Annotated in this window: 23 protein-coding genes; 14 read left to right on the top strand and 9 right to left on the bottom strand. The window is 45.5% G+C overall.

Features of this window, described 5'->3' with window-relative positions; translation table 11 throughout:
* Positions 1-4: 4 nt before the first annotated feature.
* Entirely contained in the window at positions 5-784 is a 780-nt protein-coding gene (locus ATB76_RS09525; protein ID WP_061035073.1) for a class I SAM-dependent methyltransferase, read from the top strand.
* A gap of 205 nt (positions 785-989) precedes the next feature.
* Positions 990-1,583 (top strand): hypothetical protein, encoded by a 594-nt coding sequence (locus ATB76_RS09520; protein WP_045399507.1) that lies wholly within the window; start codon positions 990-992, stop codon positions 1,581-1,583.
* Between the two features lie 76 nt (positions 1,584-1,659).
* Here the strand turns inward: ATB76_RS09520 and ATB76_RS09515 are convergent, their stop codons facing one another.
* Positions 1,660-2,538: a carboxylate/amino acid/amine transporter gene (locus tag ATB76_RS09515; RefSeq protein ID WP_038869969.1), complete on the bottom strand. Its 879-nt coding sequence runs from the start codon at positions 2,536-2,538 to the stop codon at positions 1,660-1,662.
* A gap of 73 nt (positions 2,539-2,611) precedes the next feature.
* Complete coding sequence (uspA, locus tag ATB76_RS09510; RefSeq protein WP_038869971.1) at positions 2,612-3,037, bottom strand: universal stress protein UspA; 426 nt, start codon at positions 3,035-3,037, stop codon at positions 2,612-2,614.
* Between the two features lie 219 nt (positions 3,038-3,256).
* On the opposite strand from uspA, the gene ftnA reads away from it, so the two are divergent.
* The 3 genes from ftnA to ATB76_RS09495 all read left to right on the top strand — a co-directional run bounded on the left by ftnA (position 3,257) and on the right by ATB76_RS09495 (position 5,808).
* A complete protein-coding gene (gene ftnA, locus ATB76_RS09505) occupies positions 3,257-3,784 on the top strand; it encodes a non-heme ferritin (RefSeq protein WP_038869973.1) in 528 nt (175 codons plus the stop codon).
* 90 nt (positions 3,785-3,874) lie between these two features.
* Entirely contained in the window at positions 3,875-4,198 is a 324-nt protein-coding gene (gene uspB, locus ATB76_RS09500) for a universal stress protein UspB (RefSeq protein WP_038869975.1), read from the top strand.
* A gap of 416 nt (positions 4,199-4,614) precedes the next feature.
* Positions 4,615-5,808: an NAD(P)/FAD-dependent oxidoreductase gene (locus tag ATB76_RS09495; RefSeq protein WP_061035072.1), complete on the top strand. Its 1,194-nt coding sequence runs from the start codon at positions 4,615-4,617 to the stop codon at positions 5,806-5,808.
* Positions 5,809-5,898: 90 nt separating this feature from the next.
* On the opposite strand, the gene ATB76_RS09490 is transcribed toward ATB76_RS09495, so the two are convergent.
* The 6 genes from ATB76_RS09490 to ATB76_RS09465 form a co-directional block, all read right to left on the bottom strand.
* Positions 5,899-6,660 (bottom strand): hypothetical protein, encoded by a 762-nt coding sequence (locus ATB76_RS09490; protein WP_038869979.1) that lies wholly within the window; start codon positions 6,658-6,660, stop codon positions 5,899-5,901.
* Positions 6,645-7,166: a sigma-70 family RNA polymerase sigma factor gene (locus tag ATB76_RS09485; protein WP_061035071.1), complete on the bottom strand. Its 522-nt coding sequence runs from the start codon at positions 7,164-7,166 to the stop codon at positions 6,645-6,647. Before ATB76_RS09485 ends, ATB76_RS09490 begins: the two co-directional genes overlap by 16 nt.
* 10 nt (positions 7,167-7,176) lie before the next feature.
* Positions 7,177-7,884, bottom strand: coding sequence for a hypothetical protein (locus ATB76_RS09480; RefSeq protein WP_061035083.1), 708 nt, complete (start codon positions 7,882-7,884; stop codon positions 7,177-7,179).
* Between the two features lie 14 nt (positions 7,885-7,898).
* Positions 7,899-8,696, bottom strand: coding sequence for a substrate-binding domain-containing protein (locus ATB76_RS09475; protein WP_061035070.1), 798 nt, complete (start codon positions 8,694-8,696; stop codon positions 7,899-7,901).
* A gap of 165 nt (positions 8,697-8,861) precedes the next feature.
* On the bottom strand, positions 8,862-11,309 hold the full coding sequence (locus tag ATB76_RS09470; RefSeq protein ID WP_061035069.1) for an EAL domain-containing protein: 2,448 nt from the start codon (positions 11,307-11,309) through the stop codon (positions 8,862-8,864).
* Between the two features lie 195 nt (positions 11,310-11,504).
* Entirely contained in the window at positions 11,505-12,413 is a 909-nt protein-coding gene (locus ATB76_RS09465) for a DMT family transporter (RefSeq protein WP_045399501.1), read from the bottom strand.
* A 169-nt stretch (positions 12,414-12,582) separates the two neighbouring features.
* Between ATB76_RS09465 and rmuC the strand changes: the two genes are divergently transcribed.
* The 7 genes from rmuC (at position 12,583) to tatC (ending at position 18,771) form a co-directional block, all read left to right on the top strand.
* The gene (gene rmuC, locus ATB76_RS09460) at positions 12,583-14,115 is read left to right on the top strand and encodes a DNA recombination protein RmuC (protein WP_061035068.1); all 1,533 of its coding nucleotides are present in this window, start codon (positions 12,583-12,585) and stop codon (positions 14,113-14,115) included.
* A gap of 78 nt (positions 14,116-14,193) precedes the next feature.
* Positions 14,194-14,973 carry a bifunctional demethylmenaquinone methyltransferase/2-methoxy-6-polyprenyl-1,4-benzoquinol methylase UbiE gene (ubiE, locus tag ATB76_RS09455; RefSeq protein ID WP_038869997.1) on the top strand — a complete coding sequence of 260 codons (780 nt, stop codon included), beginning with the start codon at positions 14,194-14,196 and terminating at the stop codon, positions 14,971-14,973.
* An 11-nt stretch (positions 14,974-14,984) separates the two neighbouring features.
* Positions 14,985-15,620, top strand: coding sequence for an SCP2 domain-containing protein (locus ATB76_RS09450; protein ID WP_038869999.1), 636 nt, complete (start codon positions 14,985-14,987; stop codon positions 15,618-15,620).
* Complete coding sequence (gene ubiB, locus ATB76_RS09445; protein WP_061035067.1) at positions 15,617-17,251, top strand: ubiquinone biosynthesis regulatory protein kinase UbiB; 1,635 nt, start codon at positions 15,617-15,619, stop codon at positions 17,249-17,251. The genes ATB76_RS09450 and ubiB overlap by 4 nt, the downstream gene beginning before the upstream one ends.
* A gap of 48 nt (positions 17,252-17,299) precedes the next feature.
* A complete protein-coding gene (gene tatA / locus ATB76_RS09440; protein WP_038870001.1) occupies positions 17,300-17,548 on the top strand; it encodes a Sec-independent protein translocase subunit TatA in 249 nt (82 codons plus the stop codon).
* A 3-nt stretch (positions 17,549-17,551) separates the two neighbouring features.
* A complete protein-coding gene (gene tatB / locus ATB76_RS09435) occupies positions 17,552-17,950 on the top strand; it encodes a Sec-independent protein translocase protein TatB (RefSeq protein WP_038870003.1) in 399 nt (132 codons plus the stop codon).
* Positions 17,951-18,018: 68 nt separating this feature from the next.
* Positions 18,019-18,771 (top strand): twin-arginine translocase subunit TatC, encoded by a 753-nt coding sequence (gene tatC, locus ATB76_RS09430; RefSeq protein ID WP_038870004.1) that lies wholly within the window; start codon positions 18,019-18,021, stop codon positions 18,769-18,771.
* Positions 18,772-19,855: 1,084 nt separating this feature from the next.
* Here tatC and ATB76_RS09425 read toward each other — a convergent pair.
* Complete coding sequence (locus ATB76_RS09425) at positions 19,856-20,620, bottom strand: TatD family hydrolase (protein ID WP_061035066.1); 765 nt, start codon at positions 20,618-20,620, stop codon at positions 19,856-19,858.
* Positions 20,621-20,806: 186 nt separating this feature from the next.
* Here ATB76_RS09425 and hemB point away from each other — a divergent pair, with 186 nt between their 5' ends.
* Positions 20,807-21,868 carry a porphobilinogen synthase gene (gene hemB / locus ATB76_RS09420; RefSeq protein WP_061035065.1) on the top strand — a complete coding sequence of 354 codons (1,062 nt, stop codon included), beginning with the start codon at positions 20,807-20,809 and terminating at the stop codon, positions 21,866-21,868.
* A 125-nt stretch (positions 21,869-21,993) separates the two neighbouring features.
* Entirely contained in the window at positions 21,994-22,428 is a 435-nt protein-coding gene (locus ATB76_RS09415; RefSeq protein WP_061035064.1) for a GNAT family N-acetyltransferase, read from the top strand.
* The last annotated feature ends 138 nt before the right edge of the window (positions 22,429-22,566 follow it).

Genomic DNA, 22,566 nt, shown 5'->3' with positions numbered 1-22,566 from the left:
CCTTTTGCAACTGCAATTGATTTGTGAAGACCCATCTCAACAGTCTCACCTTGATGAACTCGCTGCGCGTTGGCAGCTTTCTCACACAGACGACAGTGACTTTGCTTTAGTTCTAACGACAGATCGTTTAGAGCTACGTAAAGTGGACGAGCCAAAGCTGGGTGCGATCTTTGTTGATTTGATTGGTGGTGCAGTGGGGCATCGCCGTAAGTTCGGTGGCGGTAAAGGGCAAGCGATCGCAAAAGCGGCGGGTCTAAATAAAGGAGCAACACCAACCATTCTAGATGGCACGGCCGGCTTGGGTCGTGATGCATTCGTTTTGGCGTCATTAGGTTGCAAAGTCCAAATGGTGGAACGTCACCCTGTGGTAGCAGCGTTGCTGGATGATGGCTTGGCTCGCGCGAAGCACGATCCAGAAATTGGTGCTTGGGTGTCAGAGCGTATGTCGCTGATCCACGCTTCTAGTCATGACGCCCTCGACCAATTAGCGCAAGACAAAGACTTCGTGCAGCCAGATGTAGTCTACCTTGATCCAATGTACCCTCATCCTGAGAACAAAAAGAAATCGGCACTCGTGAAGAAAGAGATGCGTGTGTTTCAATCGTTGGTGGGTGCCGACCTTGATGCAGATGGCTTGCTGGCACCAGCAATGGCATTGGCGAACAAACGTGTGGTGGTGAAGCGCCCTGATTACGCCAACTGGTTAGATGAACAAAAACCAAGCATGGCGATTGAGACCAAAAAGAATCGTTTCGATGTCTATGTGAAGGCGTCTATGGCGTAATTCAACTAAACGACTGACAATAAAAAACTTCTTCTTACAGCGCCCGATTTGGCGCTGTATTTGTATCTGGCGTTTGCTCAGCTTATTGATACTTTTCTCTTGCTAATTCGGTACTCTGACTGTATATCTAACTAAGAATTATTATTATTACACTTTGTTTGATGCAGTCGCTGATAGTCAGAAACTAGATAGCTGGAGTAGTAGCATGGCGAAACGTTTATGTAAGATGAGCCGAAAGCAAATCGCTGAGAGTTTGGGTGATATTCACCGCTTGGTGGTTGCGCCTAAATTCGTTTGTCGTTCTTGTGCCCGCTCTTCTGCGTCAAAAGATTCTTTGTGTAAGCCTGCTGCGATTCCTCCTCAGAGTTGCCAAGATAAACCAATTGCCGAACAACAAGCTTGTGGGTTATTGGCAGAAGCGTTGCCAAGTCATTCTCTTGCTCAAGAGGCACCTATTATGATGACGGCTGAGCAAAATATTGAAAAAGCGGCGATCGTTAAGCGCGTAGTGGAACGAGTTAAAGAGAAAAAATTGGCAGCGAAAGTCGCAGCCGCAACTACCCAGCTAGAGACGCCAGCTATGTTTGATTTGTCAGATAAAAAAGCGCTGAAAAAGGCGAAGAAGGCGGTTAAGAAACACTATAAGCAGCAAAAGAAGTTGCTTAAGTTAGCCAAAAAGCAGCAAAAATTGCTCAAACGTCAGCGCAAGCTTGAAGCGCGTAATGCCAAGCTAGAAGTATTGTTACCAACGCCATCCACTGCGTTGATGAGTGCAAGCTCGCAAGCCAAAATGCATTAATCGAATCAACAAATAAAAAACGCTCTCCAGTTGGAGAGCGTTTTTTATTGTTGGAATGTTTGTTGGGATCGATGTGTTACTTATTGGCGTAACTCATCTCTACGCGCTTCTTCACCCAAGTCTCGTTAATCCACAGCGACAGCATGATGATCGCGCCGCCAATGGCGAGTCGCATTACATCAACATCACGGTTCCAAATGACAATGTTCACTATCAAACCTGCTGGAACTAACGCATTGTTCATTACCGCAAGTGCACCTGCGTTGACCATGGTTGCCCCTTTGTTCCACGCAAAGTAACCAAAGCCTGATGCAATTAAACCAAGGTAAGTCAAAATGCCCCATTGCGTTGCTGTTGTCGGCATCTTGTCTAAGTTGCCCATCAAAGCAAAGGCGACGGTCGCTACGCACAATGCCCCTAAATAGAAGTAACCAAATACTGTGTGCTGTGGCAATTCCACAGGTTCGGTTTCCATAATGTATTTATAACCTACCTGGCCAATAGCAAAGCACAAATTGGCGCCCTGTACGACCAAGAAGCCGATCAAGAAGTTCTCATTGATGCCTGCAAATTTAATCCACGCAGCACCCAGTACTGCAATTGCTGCTGTGACCAAATACCAAGGCGAGAAACGGCCTTTCAAAAAGTCATAAATCAAGGTGACGTAAATAGGGGTAAATACGGTGAACAACAGCACTTCTGGTACAGAAAGGAGTAAGAAAGATTGGTAGTAGAAGCAATACATTAACCCGAGTTGGAAGCCACCAACGATCATCAATTTCGCAATCAGAGATTTGCTTACGCCACGGAATTTTAAGAAAGGTATGAACACGACGCTCGCCAGTGCGACACGCATGAAGACAGAAAACCAAGAATCGACCTGACCGGCAAGGTAAACGCCGATCAGGCTAAATGAGAATGCCCAAAGTAGGGTAACTGCGGATAGATAAGCCATAATAGATGAGAATCTTTATCAACAACAAAGGTGCCCGCAGTCTAACCAAGTTTTATCGTTGCGCCAATCCAAATTAGTCTTTTAGCGGTACGACCAGCATATCGACAGGCGAGCAGTTAATAAGTTGACGCGTCGAGGACAGAATCTTGCTCCAGAAATCTTGGTGGTGCCCACAAACGACCAAATCGATGTTGTAGTCTTGAATGGTATCGCACAGCTCATTATTCAGATCCCCACTACCCACTAAAGTATGCGTAATTGGGTATTCTGCGAACTCTTCAAAATTGGCCAGCTGTGTACGGGATGCTTCCATCGCTTGATGTTGTGCCTCGGCCATATTGATATCGATAAGACCCGTGTAAAGCTCGGCGTAATTCACATCGATATGAATGAAAGAGACTTTCGCATCAAGAGGCTTAGCCAGTGATACGGCTTTCTTAATCAATACTTTACTGTCGTCTGAAAGGTCGACTGCCACAAGTATGTGTTTATAACTCATATTGATATCTCCTTGATAAGGTCATAGTGTCAGATTAGCACTAAGTGTCAGATAATTTTGCTGAAGTGATCTCATATCAATATCGTGGGTACAAACTCTTGCCTCAGTAATCATGTTATAGTGGGTTATACCCAAGTGACTTTAGACCAATCATCCTCGCTGAGCCTGCTCAGCTCGAGGTTACTTGGGTATATTGCATGCACATTAATAGGAGTTAACATGCTGTCTCAAACTATGGTTGAACAATTGAATGAGCAAATTAACCTAGAATTTTTCTCATCCAATCTATACTTACAAATGAGTGCTTGGTGTGAAGACAAAGGTTTTGAAGGTGCGGCTGAATTTTTACGTGCACACGCCGTAGAAGAAATGGAGCACATGCAACGTCTTTTCACTTATGTAAGCGAAACCGGCTCAATGCCAATCCTAGGTGCAATTGAAGCTCCTAAGCATGATTTCGCAAGCCTAGGCGATGTTTTCCGTGAAACCTACGAACATGAGCAAATGATCACGGAAAGAATCAACAAATTGGCGCATGTTGCATTTACAAGCCAAGACTACTCAACGTTTAACTTCCTGCAGTGGTACGTGGCTGAACAGCACGAAGAAGAGAAGTTGTTTAAAGGGATTTTAGATAAGATCGAATTGGTAGGTGAAGACGGCAAAGCATTGTTCTTCATTGACAAAGATCTGGCACAAATGGCAAAAGAAGGTTCATCTTCAATTATGGATGCTCCAGCTGCATAACGCGTTCTCAACGCGCTAAGTAGCGGGTAAAGGACGAAGCATTGATCGTCTTTTTCTCTTGAGCATCATTGAAGATGTAGGGAGGAAAAGATGATCAGTGGAGACACAATCTTATTTGCGCTAATGGTGGTGACGGGAGTTAATATGGTCCGTTATCTCACCGCTCTTCGTTCTCTTATTTACATCATGCGTGAAGCGCATCCTTTGCTTTATCAGCAGGTGGATGGCAATGGATTTTTCACCACCCATGGCAATGTCACTAAACAAGTGAGGTTGTTCCATTACATCAAAAGTAAAGAGTACGACCATCATCATGACGAAGTCTTTACTGGCAAGTGTGAAAGGGTTCGCGGATTATTCATTTTATCGACCGCTTTACTCGGTGTGACCCTACTGGGGGCCTTTATTCTCTAGGTCATCAAGCAGTGCTTGGAATTTAAGCGCTTTTCCCATTCGACATTTGTCGTTAGAATAGCGCCCGCAGAAAGCAAGGATGTGCAATGAGCACATCCTTTTTTATTTGTGGACTTATATACCCAAGTGACTTCAAGATGCAGAGTTCAGAGCATTGTCATTGATTTGACTTCAAGGAAAACAACGCAGCGTAATAGCCAGCTCTTTCCAAGTTGTTTGACGTAGAAATCGGGTCAATGACACGCTCCCGAAGGGCGAGTTGCCTTGGTTTGTATACTTTGTTGTCGATTTTTGATTTAGACCCACTAAACCTTTAAATCGCCGCCGCGTCTACAAACCAAGTCATCCTCGCTGAACCAAGCATCTCGAGGTTACTTGGGTATAAACCAATTTAAATAAGTAATTGAGCGTTACCAATGAGTAAGAAATTTGATGTTGTTGTAATTGGCGCAGGTGCGGCAGGTTTGATGTGTGCGGCAGAAGCCGGCAAACGTGGACGCAATGTGCTCGTACTGGATCATGCAAAAAAGCCAGGACGTAAAATCCTTATCTCAGGTGGTGGTCGTTGTAACTTCACTAACTACGACGTCTCAGCGAGCAACTACTTATGTCAAAACCCACATTTCGTGAAATCGGCGCTATCGCAGTACACCAACTGGGATTTTATCTCGATGGTCAGCAAGCATGGCATTGAGTTTGAAGAGCGCGATCATGGACAGTTATTCTGTGTTGATGTGTTTACTGCAAAAGACATCGTTAAAATGCTACTAGCAGAATGCGATATGCCAAACATCCAACAACGCTACCAATGTGATGTACATTCGATTGAGAAAACCGATGCGGGTTTCCGTCTGCATGCTGGTACTGAAAACATCGAATGTGAATCTTTGGTGGTAGCGACGGGCGGCCTGTCGATGCCTAAATTGGGTGCGACGCCATTTGGCTACAAGATTGCTGAGCAGTTTGAGCTTCCGGTGATTACTACTACGGCAGGTCTAGTACCGTTTACGCTGCATAAAGAAGACAAAGAAGATTTTGCTGAGCTATCGGGCATTGCGATTCCAGCAGAAATCACCGCGCAAGACGGCACCATGTTCAAAGAAGCGTTGCTGTTTACCCACCGCGGCTTGTCGGGCCCTTCGGTACTACAAATCTCTTCGTTCTGGAGAGCGGGTCAAAAGGTGACGATTAACCTCGTTCCAAACGACGACATCGCTGAACTACTAGAACGCAGTCGCGAGAAGCATCCGAACCAATCCCTAAAGAACACGCTAGCAAAAGTGCTACCAAAGCGTTTGGTTGAAGTGTTGATTGAACGTAAAGAATTAGCAGACAAACCACTTAAGCAGTTGAACCAGAAAGAGATGACGACCATCGTTGAGCGTTTAGAGAGCTGGGCAGTAGCACCAAACGGTACGGAAGGTTACCGCACTGCAGAAGTGACCCTAGGCGGCGTAGATACTGATCACCTGTCTTCAAAAACCATGGAATGTAAGAACATCAAAGGCTTGTACTTCATCGGTGAAGTGATGGACGTAACCGGCTGGTTAGGTGGCTATAACTTCCAATGGTGCTGGTCGAGCGGCTTTGTCGCTGGGCAGTGGGTGTAGTTAACAATTTATACGCAACAGCGATGGGCTCATAATGAAGACCATCGCTGTTGTTCAATACCACATTAGACTTTGCCGAAACCTAAGGGCTCATGATGCTTTGCTTGTTGGCGGGTTGCTTAGTTCTACACAACGGCCTCGATATAAAATCTCACTGTTTGGGTCGCGATTAGCGGTCACTAGCAGTTCAGAACTGTTTTTAAGCGTTTGCCACTCAGTTGGCGACATATAGCGGACGTTATTTACATTTTCTAGGCTATCAATGAGTTTGAGCTCACCGGTATTTCCATCTCTCATCCACACCATTGCTCTATCCATAGGTACTTTCGCCATCGCACGATTTCGCTGCATGCGGATGCTTGATTGCCCAGGCTTTTCTCCTTGATAGGCGACCAAAGCAAAATGGTCTTTTTGGCTCTCAGAAGACATCATGGCTAAGTAACTAATAGGGCGCACCTGTGCGATTTCTGTTGGTTGCGAGGTTGGTGATACAAAAGGTTGTAGCGACAACCCTATGAGCAGAGAAAAAGCCATGCTAATAGGGATCCACCACCAACGCATAGTTTGAGTCTGCTTCGGTGGTTTGATTGTTTGGGATGCGATGTTTTTCCATACTTGGCGTGGCGGAGGTTTCAAGTTGCCTTCAGAATGTGCCATGTTGACTGCTGGGTTTAAGTTAGACAAATGCTGATGCCAAAGGTCGATGTGTTCCCACCAAGTGGGATCTGATCGCATGAGCGTTTCCAATCTCTTTCGTACGAGTGGCGTTAATGTTCCCAGAACGTATTCGCCGGCAAGTTTATCTCTTAGCTCTTGATTTTGATAACGTGCGTTTTTTAATTGGTTAGGCATCGTTTTAGCTCCTGTAAACCTCGGCGAATCCACGATTTCACTGTACCAAGTGGAGTGCTCACATGGTGGACGATCTCTTGATGACTCATCCCGTGCTGATAGGCCAAGATAATCGCATTCCTTTTTTCTTCAGCGAGCGAGTTTAGGCAATATGATAAGTTGGTTCCTGAGTCAGATGTTACTTCAAGCGCGACCTCTTCTGGTGGCTTTACCAGTTGTTCTTCCCCTCGATTGTTCCGCTTTCTAATTTCATCTATAGCGAGGTTTCTCATACTTTGGCATAACCAAGCCCAAGGGTGATTTACTGGATATTGCTGGTTTTTGTGCCAGAGCTTTACAAACCCCTCTTGGAGTATATCTGCTGCAACGTGTTCGTCTTTAACGACGCCGAGGATAACGTTGAAAAGCCGGGTACTAGTCAACTGGTATAGCGCTTCGAACGCAGCTTGATCTCGAAGCGCTACTTGGGAAAGCAGTAAACCTATCTTATGTTTATCGGTGTTCACGCTTTCCCCATTATTGTTCTACAATGTGCCAGACTTGTTTTACGCCATTGCCGCTAGTGTCGCCGGGCTTTTGGTCTTTTATCCAACGATAAAGTGGTTTGTTGTGATATGTCCATTGATATGAGTCGTCGTTGCGCTGAGTCACACCAAATCCCCCCGTCAGCTTTAGATTTTCTATCCCCTTTTGAGTTACCTCTGTATCCACAAGAGCAGGTGGCCACTTGGAGGCGCAATCATCGTAGCAAACGGATTGGTTTGTCTTGTCTTTATCAAAGGTATAAAGAGTCTTATTATGGCTATCGACCAGATAACGTTGCTTACCATCATTGAACAGTCTGATGGTGACATCATCCGCTCGGGCTTGCGGCCAAACGCCTTTGATGCCCGCACCTGTGATCTCTCCTTTCTGAGAGTCTTTAAGCCAGCGATAAAGTGGCTTTCCGTTCAAAGCCCATTGTTTGTTGCCGTCTTCTCTTGTTATTTGGCTGAAGTCTGCTTGCGTACCGAAGTGCTTGCTGGATTGTGCGGTTACAAGAACAGGCGGCCATAACTTCTCACATTGGTCAGTACATACAGATTTTCCAACTGGATCTTTGCTAAAGGTATAAAGTGATTTGCCTGAGGCATCGGTGTATACCTCTCCAACTGACGTAGTTGTTGTTGGCGCAGCAAAACTAGTTGAGGTGACCAGTAATGCCGAAAATAATAGTTTTTTCACGGTCATTTTCCTTATTAACGAGTCCAACCTTCGCGAGTGAAAAAGGTTTCTCCCTCATTGCTGTTAACGAAATCAATGAAAGCTTGAGTTTGTGGATCTGCACCTTTTGCCTTTGCTAGGGTGAGATCTCGGTAGATACGTCTTTCTGGCTCAATTTCTACATAGTCGACTTTATCGGCATGGTTGAGTGGCCAGTGAATCCAAGTGATCCACGCATCAGCCTTTTGCTGTTGAAAAGCTTTGAAACTTGCTCCGCTGCCTTTGGCGTAAGCAATGATTTTTTTGCGAAAGTTCTGTACGTCAGCCAGTGAACCTGTGCGCCCTGCGACGTCTTCCCAAACGCCTGTACCGGAAGTGTTGTAAACACCTAAACCTTCAGTCACGACTATTCGTGCTGGTTTTTCGAGTAGGTCTTTAATCCCGTTGATATTTTTTGGGTTCCCCTTTGGGACCGCAATCACTGCACGGCGCAAGTACACTGGCTCTACATCTTGATCGGTAATAAAGGGGTAGGTTTCAACAAAAGCACTCATGGATTGTTCCGAGGATCCAAAGATTAGATCAGCATTTTGCTGTGCGTCTTTCGTCCACTTTGATTCAGGCCCAGCGATCACGTTTACCGTCACCTTACTTTTTTTACTGAAAGCTTCTGCGGCATGACGAAGAGCGGTGTCGGGGCCTCCTGGGCCATAGATATTGATTTCTCCATCGTTTGGTTTATGGATAATGCTTGGGTCGAGCAGTGGTGACGCAAGTGTTGAAGTACTAGTGAGCAGAGCGGTCAGTCCTGCCGCGATTATGTGATATTTCATGTTTTCTCCTAACCATTAATGGAAACAAGCGGATAAGAGACGAGAGAAACAGTCGATTGGATGCAGGTAAGTAAAAAAAATTTTGTATAACTAAAAATGGGCGCGTTGTTCTGGGAAGTAACCATTTGTGGAGAAAGTGAAAGACCGAGTCAGTGCTCGGTCTTTTTATTTGAACAACTTCTCGGCGCGAACTGGGGCGCTAAAACGGAAGCCTTGCCCGTAGATACAGCCGTGCTCATATAGGTATTGTGCTTGTTCGTCGGTTTCGATGCCTTCCGCGACTACCTTAAGTGATAGGGTTTGGCCCATGGCGATGATGGCATTCACAATCGCGTTGCTGTCGGTGTTGCTTGGTAGATCGCTAACAAAAGAACGGTCGATTTTCAGCTTATTGATTGGTAAGCCTTTCAAGTACGACAATGACGAATAACCAGTACCAAAGTCATCCAAAGAAATCTCAATACCTAACTCGCGTAGTAAGTTAAGTGATGCGATCGCTTGTTGTGGATCTATTAATAAGAAGCTTTCGGTGATTTCTAACTCTAAACGATGAGCTGGGAATTTTGTCTCTTTAAGAATGACGCCCAGCTTAGTAATAAAATCGGATTGCTGAAGTTGGAGTGCCGATACGTTAACCGCGAGCTTACCAAAATCAATGCCGCTATCTAGCCAAGCTCGCCCTTGTAAACATGCTTGTTCAAGTACCCATTTTCCAATGCTTTGAATAAGGCCTGTTTTTTCTGCAATTGGAATGAAGTCTGCCGGAGAAATAACCCCAAGCTCTGGGTGCTGCCAGCGCAGTAATGCTTCGACGCCAACCAACTCGTTCTCACTGAGGTTGTACTGCGGTTGGTATGCCAAATGCAGTTGGTTTTTCTCGATGGCTTCATGCAAGGCCGATTGCATTCTGACATGAGTGACCGACTTATCTGTTAAGTCTGGAGAGTAAAATGCGTAGCCATTTCGACCGTTTTTCTTCGCCAAGTACATAGCGGTGTCTGCATTCTTCAACAAGGTTTCGCTGTCTTGGCCATCTTGCGGGTAACGTGCTACGCCCACGCTGGTGGAGATGCGTAACGCTTCGTTTTTACTGACTTCAAAAGGTCGATTGAATAAGCTAAGAATGTCTTCAATGGTGTCGATAAGTTGTGATTCAGAGTCGATATTCGGCAATATGATGACAAACTCATCACCGCCTATTCGTGCAATGTGCGCGCGTAAATGTAGGACTTCTTGAAAGCGTTCTGCGAGTTTCGTTAGTAATTGATCACCACAGAAGTGCCCCATGCTGTCGTTGATGTGTTTGAAATGGTCAATGTCGAGGAATAACGTTGCAAAGGCGTGGTCGTGCTTTTGTCCACTTTCAATGTGTTGCTCGAGAAGGCTAATCAGATGTGTTCGGTTGGGAAGGTTTGTTAGTGGGTCATAAAATGCCATGCGTTGCAGCTTTTCTTCGTGCGCTTTACGTACTGAGATGTCTTCGAACACGCAGATGTAGTTTATCAGATGATTTTTATCGTCCATCACCGCACTGATAGTGGCTAATTGCGGGTAAATGCTGCCATCTTTTTTGCGGTTGATGAATTCGCCTTTCCATTGGCCTTTGGTTTCCAATTGGTGCCAAAGTGTCTTGTAAAAGGCTCCATCATGATGCCCTGAGCGCAGAATATTAGGGTTCTTACCAATCACTTCTTCGGCTGCATAGCCTGTAATATGAGTAAAGGCACTGTTTACATCGAGGATGTTCGCTTTGCGGTCAGTAATCACCATACCTTCATGGGAGTTGTCGAAGATTTTCGATGCGAGTGAGAGCTGAGTTTCGACCATTTTTCGGCGTGTGACGTTTCTTGTCATCCCCAAAATACCAATTAATTCACCACTGTGATCTCGGATCGGCGATTTGATGGTTTCAAGCCAAGTGGGGTTGTTGTTGTCATCTATCAGGGTGCATTCTTCAACGGTGTTTTGGCTGCCTGTCGCGATCACTAATTGGTCGGTGTCGATGAACTTCTTAGCTCGTTTGCTGCTGAACAATTCAAAGTCATTCTTGCCAACAATGTCGCTGCCGGTCATTTGCCATGAGTTTTCCACGCTGCGATTGGTCATGGCATAGCGACCGTCGGTACTCTTTATCCACGTATGATCTTCTAAACAATCGATGAACTCTTGCAGGGTCGGCAGCGATTCTGGCAATTGAACTTGATGGCGCTGTTGTTCTTTAAGGTAGGTTTGGCTTATGTCAAAGCTAATTCGTCCAGCGATGGCGCTTAACCAAGCCGCCACCGTTTGCTTCTGTTGGTTTGGATGAACCAAAGCCAGAGCTGCAAACAATTTTCCGTTGGGCAACCAAACAGGGCAGTAGCTTAATGTTTGTGACTCAAAGGAAACTTGTTCAGCATCGAAGTGAGCAGGTCGGAATCGGTCGGTCGCGATATCTAAAATCGCTACAATTTCGCGGTGGTGCTGCGGTGATGTGGCGACTTCACTCAATCGCCATTGATGAGTGTAGCTAAATTTATAGAGCTGACCGTGCGCCTTAGTGGCATCACAGCACTGTTGCAGAGCGAGTTTCCAGTCTGTCATCAATGCAGGAGAGATAGCGAAGCGAAACATAGTTAATAAAGCATCCTGAGCGCCCTTGGATTTGTGTTGTTAACATCTGATTAGACGTTCATATCGGGCTTTGGCTATATCGTATCCAAAGCCCGAACAAATCCAAGCAAGGAACACTTCATTAATCGAGTAAACTGTTAGCTAGCTCTCTTTTTTATAAATCCCGTCTCATTTTTGCAATAGTTTCGGATATGACTACTGGGCAGTATTCGCTTTTTTTTGCTTTCTGCCAAACTTCACTTGCTGAATGACTAAGCCGCTGATGATCAATACCAAGCCAATCAAAGTGGATGGATGAATGTCTTCGCCAATGATGGTGGCAAGCAGCATTAAAGAGATAAATGGTGAAGCGAAAATTAGGTTGCTGATACGCGCGGTATTTTCGGTCAGTTTGAGTGCGGATAACCACAATACAAAGGTGATGCCCATTTCAAACAAGCCGACATAAGTCACTGCTGCCCAGCCTTTGGCTGTGATTTGGCCCCAATTCGCGCCTTCATAAACACTTAAACCAATCGCAAATGGAATCGCAACCAAGAAGCCAAGTAAGACACCTACCACAGGGTCGGCTTTGTTTTTGGTATTAAGAATCCAGTAGCTTGCCCAAAGCAGGGTCGAAAGTAATGCCAAGCCAACACCCAGTGGGCTTTCAAAATCCATTCCTAACACATTACCTTTAGTCGCAATCACAATCACGCCGAGGTAACTAAAACCACAAGCGATCCAGTCTTTACCTCGGATTTTCTGACCCAAGAAAACCGCCGCCATTAAGGTAAGGGTGATTGCCCAACTGTAGTTAATTGCTTGTGCTTGAGACGCAGGTAGCAAGTCATAAGCTTTGAATAAGATCAGGTAATAAGCCAGTGGGTTAATCAAACCAAGCAATAGGTAATACCAAGGGTTAGATAAAAATGTGTTACCCAACTGGTTGAGCTTGCCCTGTGCACCACACACAGTGATAAGTGCGATAGCCGAAACAATACTCGCTATGGTAAGCATCTGAATCGGTGTGAATTCCGCCAAAGTCAATTTAAATGCGGTCGCTACTGTTGACCAAAGTAATACCGCTGATAGCCCAAATCCTAGGGCGCGACGCTCGTTCATGATACCTCTGTGTGATGAAGTGCTGCTCATTGATGCTGATTTGAGCTTGGGTGAGTATGTTGTACGGAGCGCCTAGTGTATGCGAGGATTTTTCATCCAACAAACTGGACATTTATCCAGTATGTAAATACCATTATTAAAGATAAAAAACACAGGCTAACTCGCTATTATGCAATGGATTCTTGAGTATCAATCTCTCATTCTGTCTTCTCTTTTTACCGCGACCATCAGCGGTGTTGCAGTGGGTTGGTGGGTTAAACAACGCTTTGCCACGCAAACTCAATTGCTCGAACAACAGCTCTCCTCTGAAAAACAGCTTCATCAACAACAACTTGAACAGGTGAAGCAAAGCCTTGCCGAAGCACAGCAAGAACTCGATGAGCTTGATGACGAGCGCGACAAAGCAGCATTCGAAGTGCGCCAAACTCACGGTAAATTGATGGCCGCGATGGAAAAGCTGCGCTATTTCGAAGCGGTGAAGCAAGAGCGTCAGCAGTATTTTGATGAGCTAGGACAGATGCGTGAACACAAATCGCGTCTTGAAACCCAGCTTGGTGAGCAGCAAGCGCGACACGAACAAATCAACCAAGCCAATGCTGAAAAACTGCAAATTCTTGAGCAAGCAGAAGTGCGTTTGAAGCAGCAATTTGAACACCTAGCGAATCAGTTGTTTGAAGAGAAAACCGCCAAAGTCGACATGCAAAACCGTCAGAGTTTGGAAGGTTTGCTGTCTCCACTCAAAGAGCAACTGGAAGGGTTCAAGAAACAAGTCAACGACAGCTTTAGCCAAGAAGCCAAAGAGCGTCACACCTTGGTGCATGAGTTGAAGAACCTGCAACGTTTGAATGAGCATATGACCCGAGAAGCGGTCAATCTGACTCAAGCTTTGAAAGGTGACAACAAGCAGCAAGGCAACTGGGGTGAAGTGGTTCTGGCTCGTGTATTGGCAGAATCTGGTTTGCGTGAAGGGCACGAGTACCAAACTCAGGTGAGCTTGCAAAACGAAGCAGGCAAGCGCTATCAGCCGGATGTGATAGTTCACTTACCGCAAAACAAACAAGTGGTGGTCGATTCGAAAATGGCGCTGGTGGCGTACGAGCGCTACTTCAACGCAGAGAACGACATTCAACGAGATCAGGCGCTGAGCGATCACCTAGCCGCGCTGCGCGCGCACATCAAAGGCTTGAGCCTTAAAGATTACCATCAGCTAAAAGGCATTCAGAGCCTAGACTACGTACTGATGTTTATTCCGGTGGAACCTGCATTTCAAGTGGCGATACAAGCTGACCCGAGCTTGGTCAAAGACGCGATGGAGCAAAACATTATTTTGGTCAGCCCTACCACTTTGCTGGTGGCGCTACGTACGATAGATAACTTGTGGCGTAACGAACGCCAAAATGAAAACGCTCAGTTGATCGCTGAACGAGCGGCAAAATTGTACGACAAACTGCGTTTGTTTGTTGATGATATGGAAGGGCTGGGCGGTGCACTAGACAAAGCCAACCAAACGTACCAAGGCGCAATGAATAAGCTAGCAACAGGGCGAGGCAACGTGATCCGTCAAGCGGAAAGCTTTAAGCAACTAGGAGTGGAAGTAAAACGTCCAATCTCGCCAGATCTTGCTCAGTTGGCGCAGACAGAGTCATTTTCGGAAAATGCTTCTTTAGTAGAAAGACATCCGGCTGAGGATAAAGTAAACTAATCGCCCGCAGTACAGTGGGCGACCCTATTTGTTATCAACCGCCCCGAAGTGAAAAAGTGCTGCCCAAGAGGAATCAGAATGACGGACACAAGTGTGCAATCAAATACAGCGTTAGATAACGACACTACCCACTTTGGTTTTACCACAGTGGCAAAAGACGAAAAAGTGACCAAAGTTGCCGAAGTTTTCCACTCAGTGGCAGCAAAATACGACATCATGAATGACTTGATGTCAGGTGGTGTTCACCGCCTTTGGAAGCGTTTTACTATTGATTGCAGTGGCGCTCGTCCGGGACAACGCGTTCTCGATCTAGGTGGTGGTACAGGCGATTTAACAGCGAAATTCTCACGCATTGTTGGCGACCAAGGTCACGTGATCCTAGCGGACATCAACAACTCAATGCTGAATGTCGGTCGTGACAAACTGCGTGATAACGGCATTGTGGGTAACGTGCATTACGTTCAAGCGAACGCAGAAGAACTGCCGTTCCCAGACGATTACTTTGACGTGATCACTATCAGCTTCTGTCTACGTAACGTCACCGATAAAGACAAAGCGCTGCGCTCTATGTTCCGCGTATTGAAGCCAGGTGGTCGTTTGTTGGTACTTGAGTTCTCAAAACCAATCCTAGACCCACTATCAAAAGTGTACGACGCGTACTCGTTCCACCTATTGCCAAAAATGGGTGAGCTAGTGGCAAATGACGCAGACAGCTACCGTTACCTAGCAGAATCTATCCGTATGCACCCAGACCAAGAAACACTGGAAGGCATGATGAAAGAAGCGGGCTTCGAAAACACCAAATACTACAACCTAACGGGTGGTATTGTGGCGCTGCACCGCGGCTACAAATTCTAAGGATAAGCGGTATGCCATTTGAACCTCTTATCACTGCCGTTATTGAAACGACACTAAATACGCTGATTAAAGACGATCCTGAATTGGATCGTCGTTTGTCACGTCTTAAAGGTCAGGTGATTCAAATTCACCTCAAAGAAATCAATAAGACGCTGACGTTCATCTTCAGCCAGCAAATCGATGTTTTGGGCAATTACGAAGGTCAGCCAGATTGTTATCTGTCGCTGAATCTAAGCGTACTTCCTGAGCTGCGCGATCAAGCCAACATCACTCGCCTTATCAAGCAAGACAAACTTGAGCTTGAAGGTGATATCCAACTTGCACAGAAATTCTCTCAATTGATGGTCGATTGCAAGCCAGATATTGAAGAGTGGCTGTCTCGAGTGACGGGGGATGTCGTGGCACATACCTTTGTGCAAGGCACCAAAAACGTCGGCGGTTTCTTTGCTTCTCAAGCGGAAAAACACCAACGCCACCTTGCTCAAGTGGTAACAGAAGAATGGAAATTGGCGCCAGCACCGCTGGAAATCGCCCACTTCTGTGACCAAGTGGATGACGTTCGTAGCCAAGCTTCTCGTGTCGAAGCGCGCCTAAACGTACTACTAAATAAGTTCGACTCGGATAAGCCTGCGCTGGAGAACTCATGACGCCAGCAGAAATAAAGCGCTTATATCAAATCATTAAAGTTCAGCTAGAATACGGCTTGGATGAGTTGTTGCCTGATCATCAACTGACCAAAGCGCCGCTTTTGATGCGCAAAAGCTTATTCTGGATTAAGAACAAGCACCCAGAGAAACCGTTAGGTGAGCGTCTTCGTCTCGCTCTGCAAGAACTAGGTCCGGTTTGGATTAAGTTTGGTCAGATGATGTCGACCCGCCGTGACCTTTTCCCTCCACATATCGCTGATCCTCTTGCGCTTTTGCAAGACCAAGTTGCGCCATTTGATGGGCAGTTAGCGAAAGAGCAAATGGAACTCGCTCTGGGCGGTCCATTAGAAAACTGGTTTACTGAATTTGATATCAAACCGTTAGCGTCTGCGTCGATTGCTCAGGTGCATACCGCGCGATTAAAAGACACTAACCAAGAAGTGGTATTAAAGGTCATCCGTCCAGATATTCGTCCGGTCATTGATTCAGATCTAAAACTGATGCACCGAATGGCGCGTATAGTCGCCGGAGCGATGCCTGAAGCACGTCGTTTGAAACCAGTTGAAGTGGTTCGCGAGTACGAAAAAACCTTACTTGATGAACTCGATTTGCGTCGTGAAGCGGCGAACGCGATTCAACTGCGTCGCAACTTCGAAGGCAGTGAAGAGCTTTACGTACCAGAAGTTTTTCCTGACTTTAGTAATGAAACTGTCATGGTTTCTGAGCGAATATATGGCATCCAAGTCTCTGATATTGAAGGCTTGGAAGCGAATGGCACCAATATGAAATTGCTCGCGGAACGCGGTGTGAGTGTCTTCTTCACTCAGGTGTTCCGAGACAGCTTTTTCCATGCCGACATGCACCCAGGCAACGTGTTCGTTAAACCGGAGCATCCAGATAATCCGATGTGGATTGGGCTGGATTGCGGGATCGTTGGTACACTTAACACTGAAGACAAACGCTATCTGGCGGAAAACTTCCTCGCTTTCTTCAATCGTGATTACCGCCGCGTAGCGGAATTGCACGTTGATTCGGGGTGGGTACCTGCCGATACCAATGTCGATGAATTTGAATTTGCGATTCGCATCGTGTGTGAACCAATCTTTGCTAAACCACTGTGTGAAATCTCTTTCGGTCACGTACTGTTGAATCTGTTCAACACTGCGCGTCGATTCAATATGGAAGTGCAGCCGCAGCTTGTATTGCTACAAAAAACGCTGTTGTACGTCGAAGGACTGGGTCGCCAGTTGTACCCGCAACTAGATTTGTGGGAGACCGCGAAACCTTTCCTTGAAGAATGGATGATGAACCAAGTCGGTCCGCAAGCTTTAGTGAATGCCATTAAAGACCGTGCGCCGTTTTGGGCAGAGAAGTTACCGGAACTGCCGGAGCTGCTTTACGATAGCCTTAAACAAGGTAAAGCCATGAATCAACGCATGGATCAGCTTTATCAAAGTTACCGTCACAGCAAGCGTCAGCAGGCGACAGGAAAGTTTTTATTTGGTGTTGGAGCCACTTTAGTCGTATGCTCGGCAATATTGGTGGATAACGCTTATGAGCAGCTATCGATGGCCAGCGGTATCGCAGGTGTCACATTTTGGCTGCTTAGTTGGCGAGCTTATCGTCGATAGACGTTAAACTCTTGAAATAATTTTGTTTAAAGACCCGAGGTAAAAAGAATGGGTGGTATCAGTGTTTGGCAACTTTTAATCATTGCTGTAATTGTTGTATTGCTATTCGGAACTAAGAAACTGCGCGGTATCGGTGGCGATCTGGGTGGTGCCGTTAAGGGCTTCAAGAAAGCGATGAGCGAAGATGATTCTGCGAAGAAAGAAGACAAAGACGCAGACTTCGAGCCAAAAAGTTTAGAAGAGCAGCAAAAGAAAGAAGCTGCTCCTGAAACGAAAAAAGACAAAGAGCAGGCGTAAAACGTGTTTGATATCGGTTTTTGGGAACTGGTATTAATATCTGTTGTTGGTCTGGTTGTTCTTGGTCCCGAGCGTTTGCCACATGCCATCCGCAGTGTCTCTCGTTTTGTCGGAGCAGCGAAGAGTATGGCAAATAGCGTCAAAGACGAATTGTCACACGAGCTAAAAGTCCAAGAACTGCAAGAAAACTTGCGTAAAGCTGAGCAAATGGGGATGGATGATCTGTCTCCTGAGCTAAAGTCTTCTGTTGAAGAACTGAAGAAAGCCGCGCAATCTGTAAACCGCCCTTACGCGGAACCAACCAAATCAGACGCAGAGCCGCAAGAAGCTGCAAAAGCGACTGAAACCGTTGAGAAAGCGGAAGAGATTAAGGTTACAGCGGCAGATAAGAAAGCCGAATAGTCTCATTAGGAGGAGCTACTAGACATTGGTAGCTCCTTTTTGATCTGGTTTTTAAAAAGAGGTTTGCCATGTCTACCGTCGAGCAGACACAACCTTTAATTAGTCATCTATTAGAACTTCGCAATCGACTGCTAAAAGCAATTGCCGCAGTATTGGTCGTGTTTGTAGGGCTAATTTATTTCTCCAACCACATTTATGAATTTGTTTCTGCACCTTTGGTAGAGCGTTTACCTGAAGGCGCGACGATGATCGCAACCGATGTGGCTTCACCCTTCTTTACACCGCTGAAGCTAACGCTTATCGCATCGGTGTTTGTCGCGGTGCCGTTTATTTTGTACCAAGTTTGGGCATTTGTGGCGCCCGGGTTGTACAAGCATGAACGTCGTTTGATCATGCCATTGTTGTTCTCAAGCTCGTTGCTGTTTTACTGCGGTGTGGCGTTCGCGTACTTCGTGGTATTTCCGTTGGTGTTTGGCTTTTTTACTGCTATCTCATTGGGTGGAGTAGAGTTTGCAACCGACATTTCGAGCTACCTCGATTTTGTACTAGCGCTGTTTATGGCGTTTGGTATTGCGTTTGAAGTACCAGTCGCGATTATCTTGTTATGTTGGACAGGCGCAACGACACCACAAGATCTGAAAGAGAAGCGTCCATACATTATTGTGTGTGCGTTTATTGTCGGCATGCTATTGACGCCGCCGGATATGATCTCGCAAACCCTTTTAGCAATCCCAATGTGTTTGCTGTTTGAGGTAGGCTTGTTCTTCGCACGTTTCTACACTCGCAAAGATGAAACGGAAGAGGCGGAAGCAGAAGAGTAATCTCTCCTTCTCAATAGAGAAAAGCGGCTTTTTCGAGCCGCTTTTTCGTTTTCTAAACCTAGCCAAATTATCTCACACGCTTGATGTATCCACATCGTGAGCAAACATACACCTCTTTAATCCCCATTAATTTCTCCCAAAGCCTGCGCTGACGACGCTGTAAGTAACCCCCATGTTTGCACATACATATCCCTATTTTTATTGGTTGTTTATTTGGGGGACTTTATGTGATGTTAGTTCCATTGTTAAATAAAGCTTCTGTATGTGATTCAGTAGGTTATCTATCAAATCAATACAGTCATATTTAACGGAATAAAGTTCTAATTATCTGAGATGGAAGTATGGTGCACGTTTGAAACGAGTTTAAAGGTTATTAGGTGAAGTGAGTTTGACTGTGTAACGACTTGTAATGGTTGAAAGCGGGAAAGGCGACCCATGAAGAGCCACCTTATTGCGGTTGGATTGGACTGAGCCAATTATCTCAGCTTAAGGACATAACCGCATTTAGAACAGACATAAACTTCTTTAATGCCGATTAGTTTTTGAATCCAACTGCGCTGCTGACGTTGCAAATAAACTCCATGATTACACATTATGAGTCCCATCTATTTTGATTTTATAAGCCGACGGGCATTTTATGTGAAATTATTTCCATACTGCAATGATGTGAATAATATAGTTATCCATCTCAAATATATGATTTTTCTATACTATACGTAAAGATCCCATACGAGCTCAAAGTCAGACGGAGGTTCATAACGTTTTAGTCCAAGTTGTTCGCTTTGAAGTCGGGATAAAAAGTGTGACAAGTAGAGAAGAAATTATTTAACTCTGAGCATATATCCACATCGTGAACAGACGTAGACTTCTTTAATTCCGATCAGTTTTTGCCAAAAAGTTCGTCTGTGGCGCTGTAGGTAAATATTGTGTTTGCACTGTTCCATAAATTGCCCAACTCAATAAGTGTATGAGCAATACTAGGAATCTTAATGGCTCTGTCTCAATAGCACGGATTTTTGAATTTATCAGCCGGTGCTATAGAAATAGAGTAAGGTGACTGAATGTGAGGTCTATAACCCTGAGGCTATTTGAGGTTAAACAGCGCTTCTGCGTTTTTGGTCGTTAGAGTATCAATCACTTCAAGGCTTTCCCCACGCAGTTCGGCCACGCGCGCCGCCACTAGAGAAGTATAAGCTGGCTCGTTGCGTTTACCACGATGTGGTACAGGTGCAAGGTAAGGACAGTCTGTCTCTAGAATCACCCAATTCATGTCCAAATACGGGATAACTTTATCCATGCCGCCGTTTTTAAACGTAGAAACACCACCTAGACCTAAGTGGAACCCTAGCTCATTGATCGCTTGCGCTTCTTCTACGCTGCCACCAAAACAGTGGAATACGCCACGCAAGCGACCGTCTTGTTCTTGACGCAGTAAGGTCAGCGTTTCTTCAATCGAGTCACGTGTGTGGATAACGACAGGCAAATCCATCTCTTTTGCCCAGTTTAACTGAGTCACAAACGCCATTTCTTGTTTCGCGCGGAAGGTTTTATCCCAGTACAGGTCGATACCGATTTCACCCACTGCAATGAAGTTGTGCTTTTCAAACCAACCACGAATGATTTCTAGTGTTTGCTCAACATTGCCATCTACATAACATGGATGCAGACCCATCATTGAGCGACAAACCTCAGGATAAGCCGCCTCGGTTTTTAGCATCGGCTCAATAGATTCAAGATCGATGTTTGGTAGCAGAATTCTATCAATGCCTTGTTCTAAAGCACGTTTCACCACCTCGTCGCGGTCGTTATCAAATTCGCTAGCGTAAATATGAGCGTGAGTATCGATCATGGTTGGTCTCTATGGTTCATCGGTGTATGGAATTAGTGAGAAGTATACTTGAGTGTGAGTGCTGGGTCATTTTCGGTTTTTTTCATGCCGTTTTTCCATATTGCTGCTCGCAAGGTGCATCAAGAGTGATATGATTTTGCCACCAGATGATTTGATCATCGTAACCTTCCAGACAAGGAGAAAGTGGTGTCTGTATCAATTCAAGGTCCATTCCCTGCACGCCGTATGCGTCGTATGCGTAAGCACGATTTTAGTCGTCGTCTGATGGCTGAAAACCAAGTTTCAGTAAACGATCTGATTTACCCAATGTTCATTTTGATGGGCAAAGATCGTCGTGAAAGTGTTGAATCGATGCCGGGTGTAGAACGTTTGTCGATTGATTTAATGCTAGAAGAAGCACAATACCTAGCAAACCTAGGCGTACCAGCAATCGCGCTTTTCCCTGTCGTAAACCAAGACGCTAAAAGCTTATGTGCTGCTGAAGCTTACAACCCTGAAGGTTTGGTTCAGCGCGCAGTACGTGCATTAAAAGAGCACGTGCCTCAAATCGGTGTGATCACAGATGTGGCACTCGACCCGTTCACTACTCACGGCCAAGACGGCATCATCGATGAAGATGGCTACGTGATGAATGATGAGACAACCGAAGTTCTCGTAAAACAAGCGCTTTCTCACGCAGAAGCAGGCGCTGACGTGGTTGCACCATCAGACATGATGGATGGTCGTATCGGCAAAATCCGTGAAGCACTAGAAGAAGCGGGTCACATCCATACTCAAATCATGGCTTACTCTGCGAAATACGCATCAAACTACTACGGTCCATTCCGTGATGCCGTTGGTTCATCAGCGAACCTAAAAGGTGGCAACAAGAAAAACTACCAAATGGATCCTGCTAACACGGATGAAGCGCTACATGAAGTGGCTCTTGATATCAATGAAGGCGCTGACATGGTGATGGTTAAGCCAGGCATGCCTTACCTTGATGTGGTTCGCCGTGTTAAGACTGAGCTTCAAGTTCCAACGTTCGCTTACCAAGTTTCGGGTGAGTACGCGATGCATAAAGCAGCCATCATGAATGGTTGGCTGAAAGAGCGCGAGACAGTGATGGAATCGCTACTTTGCTTCAAACGTGCAGGCGCAGATGGCATCCTGACTTACTTCGCGAAAGATGTAGCAGAGTGGCTAGCGGAAGAAAATGCACAAGCTGCAGAGCATCTAGTCAAAGCGCAAGAAGCGACAGACGAGTAATTATCGCTCAATGAGAAAAGCCAGACCGACAATTGTTGTCGGTCTGAATATACCCAAGTAACCTCAAGACGGAATACACACGGCTTGAAGTTACTTGGGTATATTTATTTCTGGAGAGTAAGACAATGACAATGCTGATTCGTGAAGGCACGCTGGAAGAGGCGATCCAAGTGGTAGCTCGTGTTACTGAGTTTGCACATGGTGAGACGGTTGAATCCATGGCTGAGCGCCTAGGAGATAAAAAAAGTTTAATCCTAGTGGCTGAGAAAACAGGGACGATCCTAGGTTTTAAAATCGGCTACGAGTTAGATGAATATACTTTCTACAGTTGGTTTGGTGGCGTAGCACCAGAAGCGCGCAATGAAGGCGTGGCGCAAATGTTATTAGAAGCGCAAGAGGAATGGGTAGTAGAGCAGGGCTACAAAACTTTAAAAGTGAAATCTCGTAACCAATTTCCTGCCATGCTTCGCTTGTTGCTAAGAAATGAATACATTATTGAAAAGTTTGAAGAAAAACCAAACTTACGTGAGTCTAGAGTGCACTTCATTAAGGCGCTATAAAAAATAAATGAGATTTTTTCTCATTTAGGTATTGACTGTTAAATGAGAATCATTATTATTAAACCTGTCTTAGGGAATGAGGAAAGTTCACAAGGACGTTGAATTGCTAATTAACCGAGTGTTGAGAAGGTAATGAGA

The organism is Vibrio sp. MOR3, assembly GCF_001557775.1.
In the GTDB taxonomy this organism is placed as follows: Bacteria; Pseudomonadota; Gammaproteobacteria; order Enterobacterales; family Vibrionaceae; genus Vibrio; species Vibrio jasicida.
This window is presented reverse-complemented; position numbering and strand designations above follow the sequence as displayed.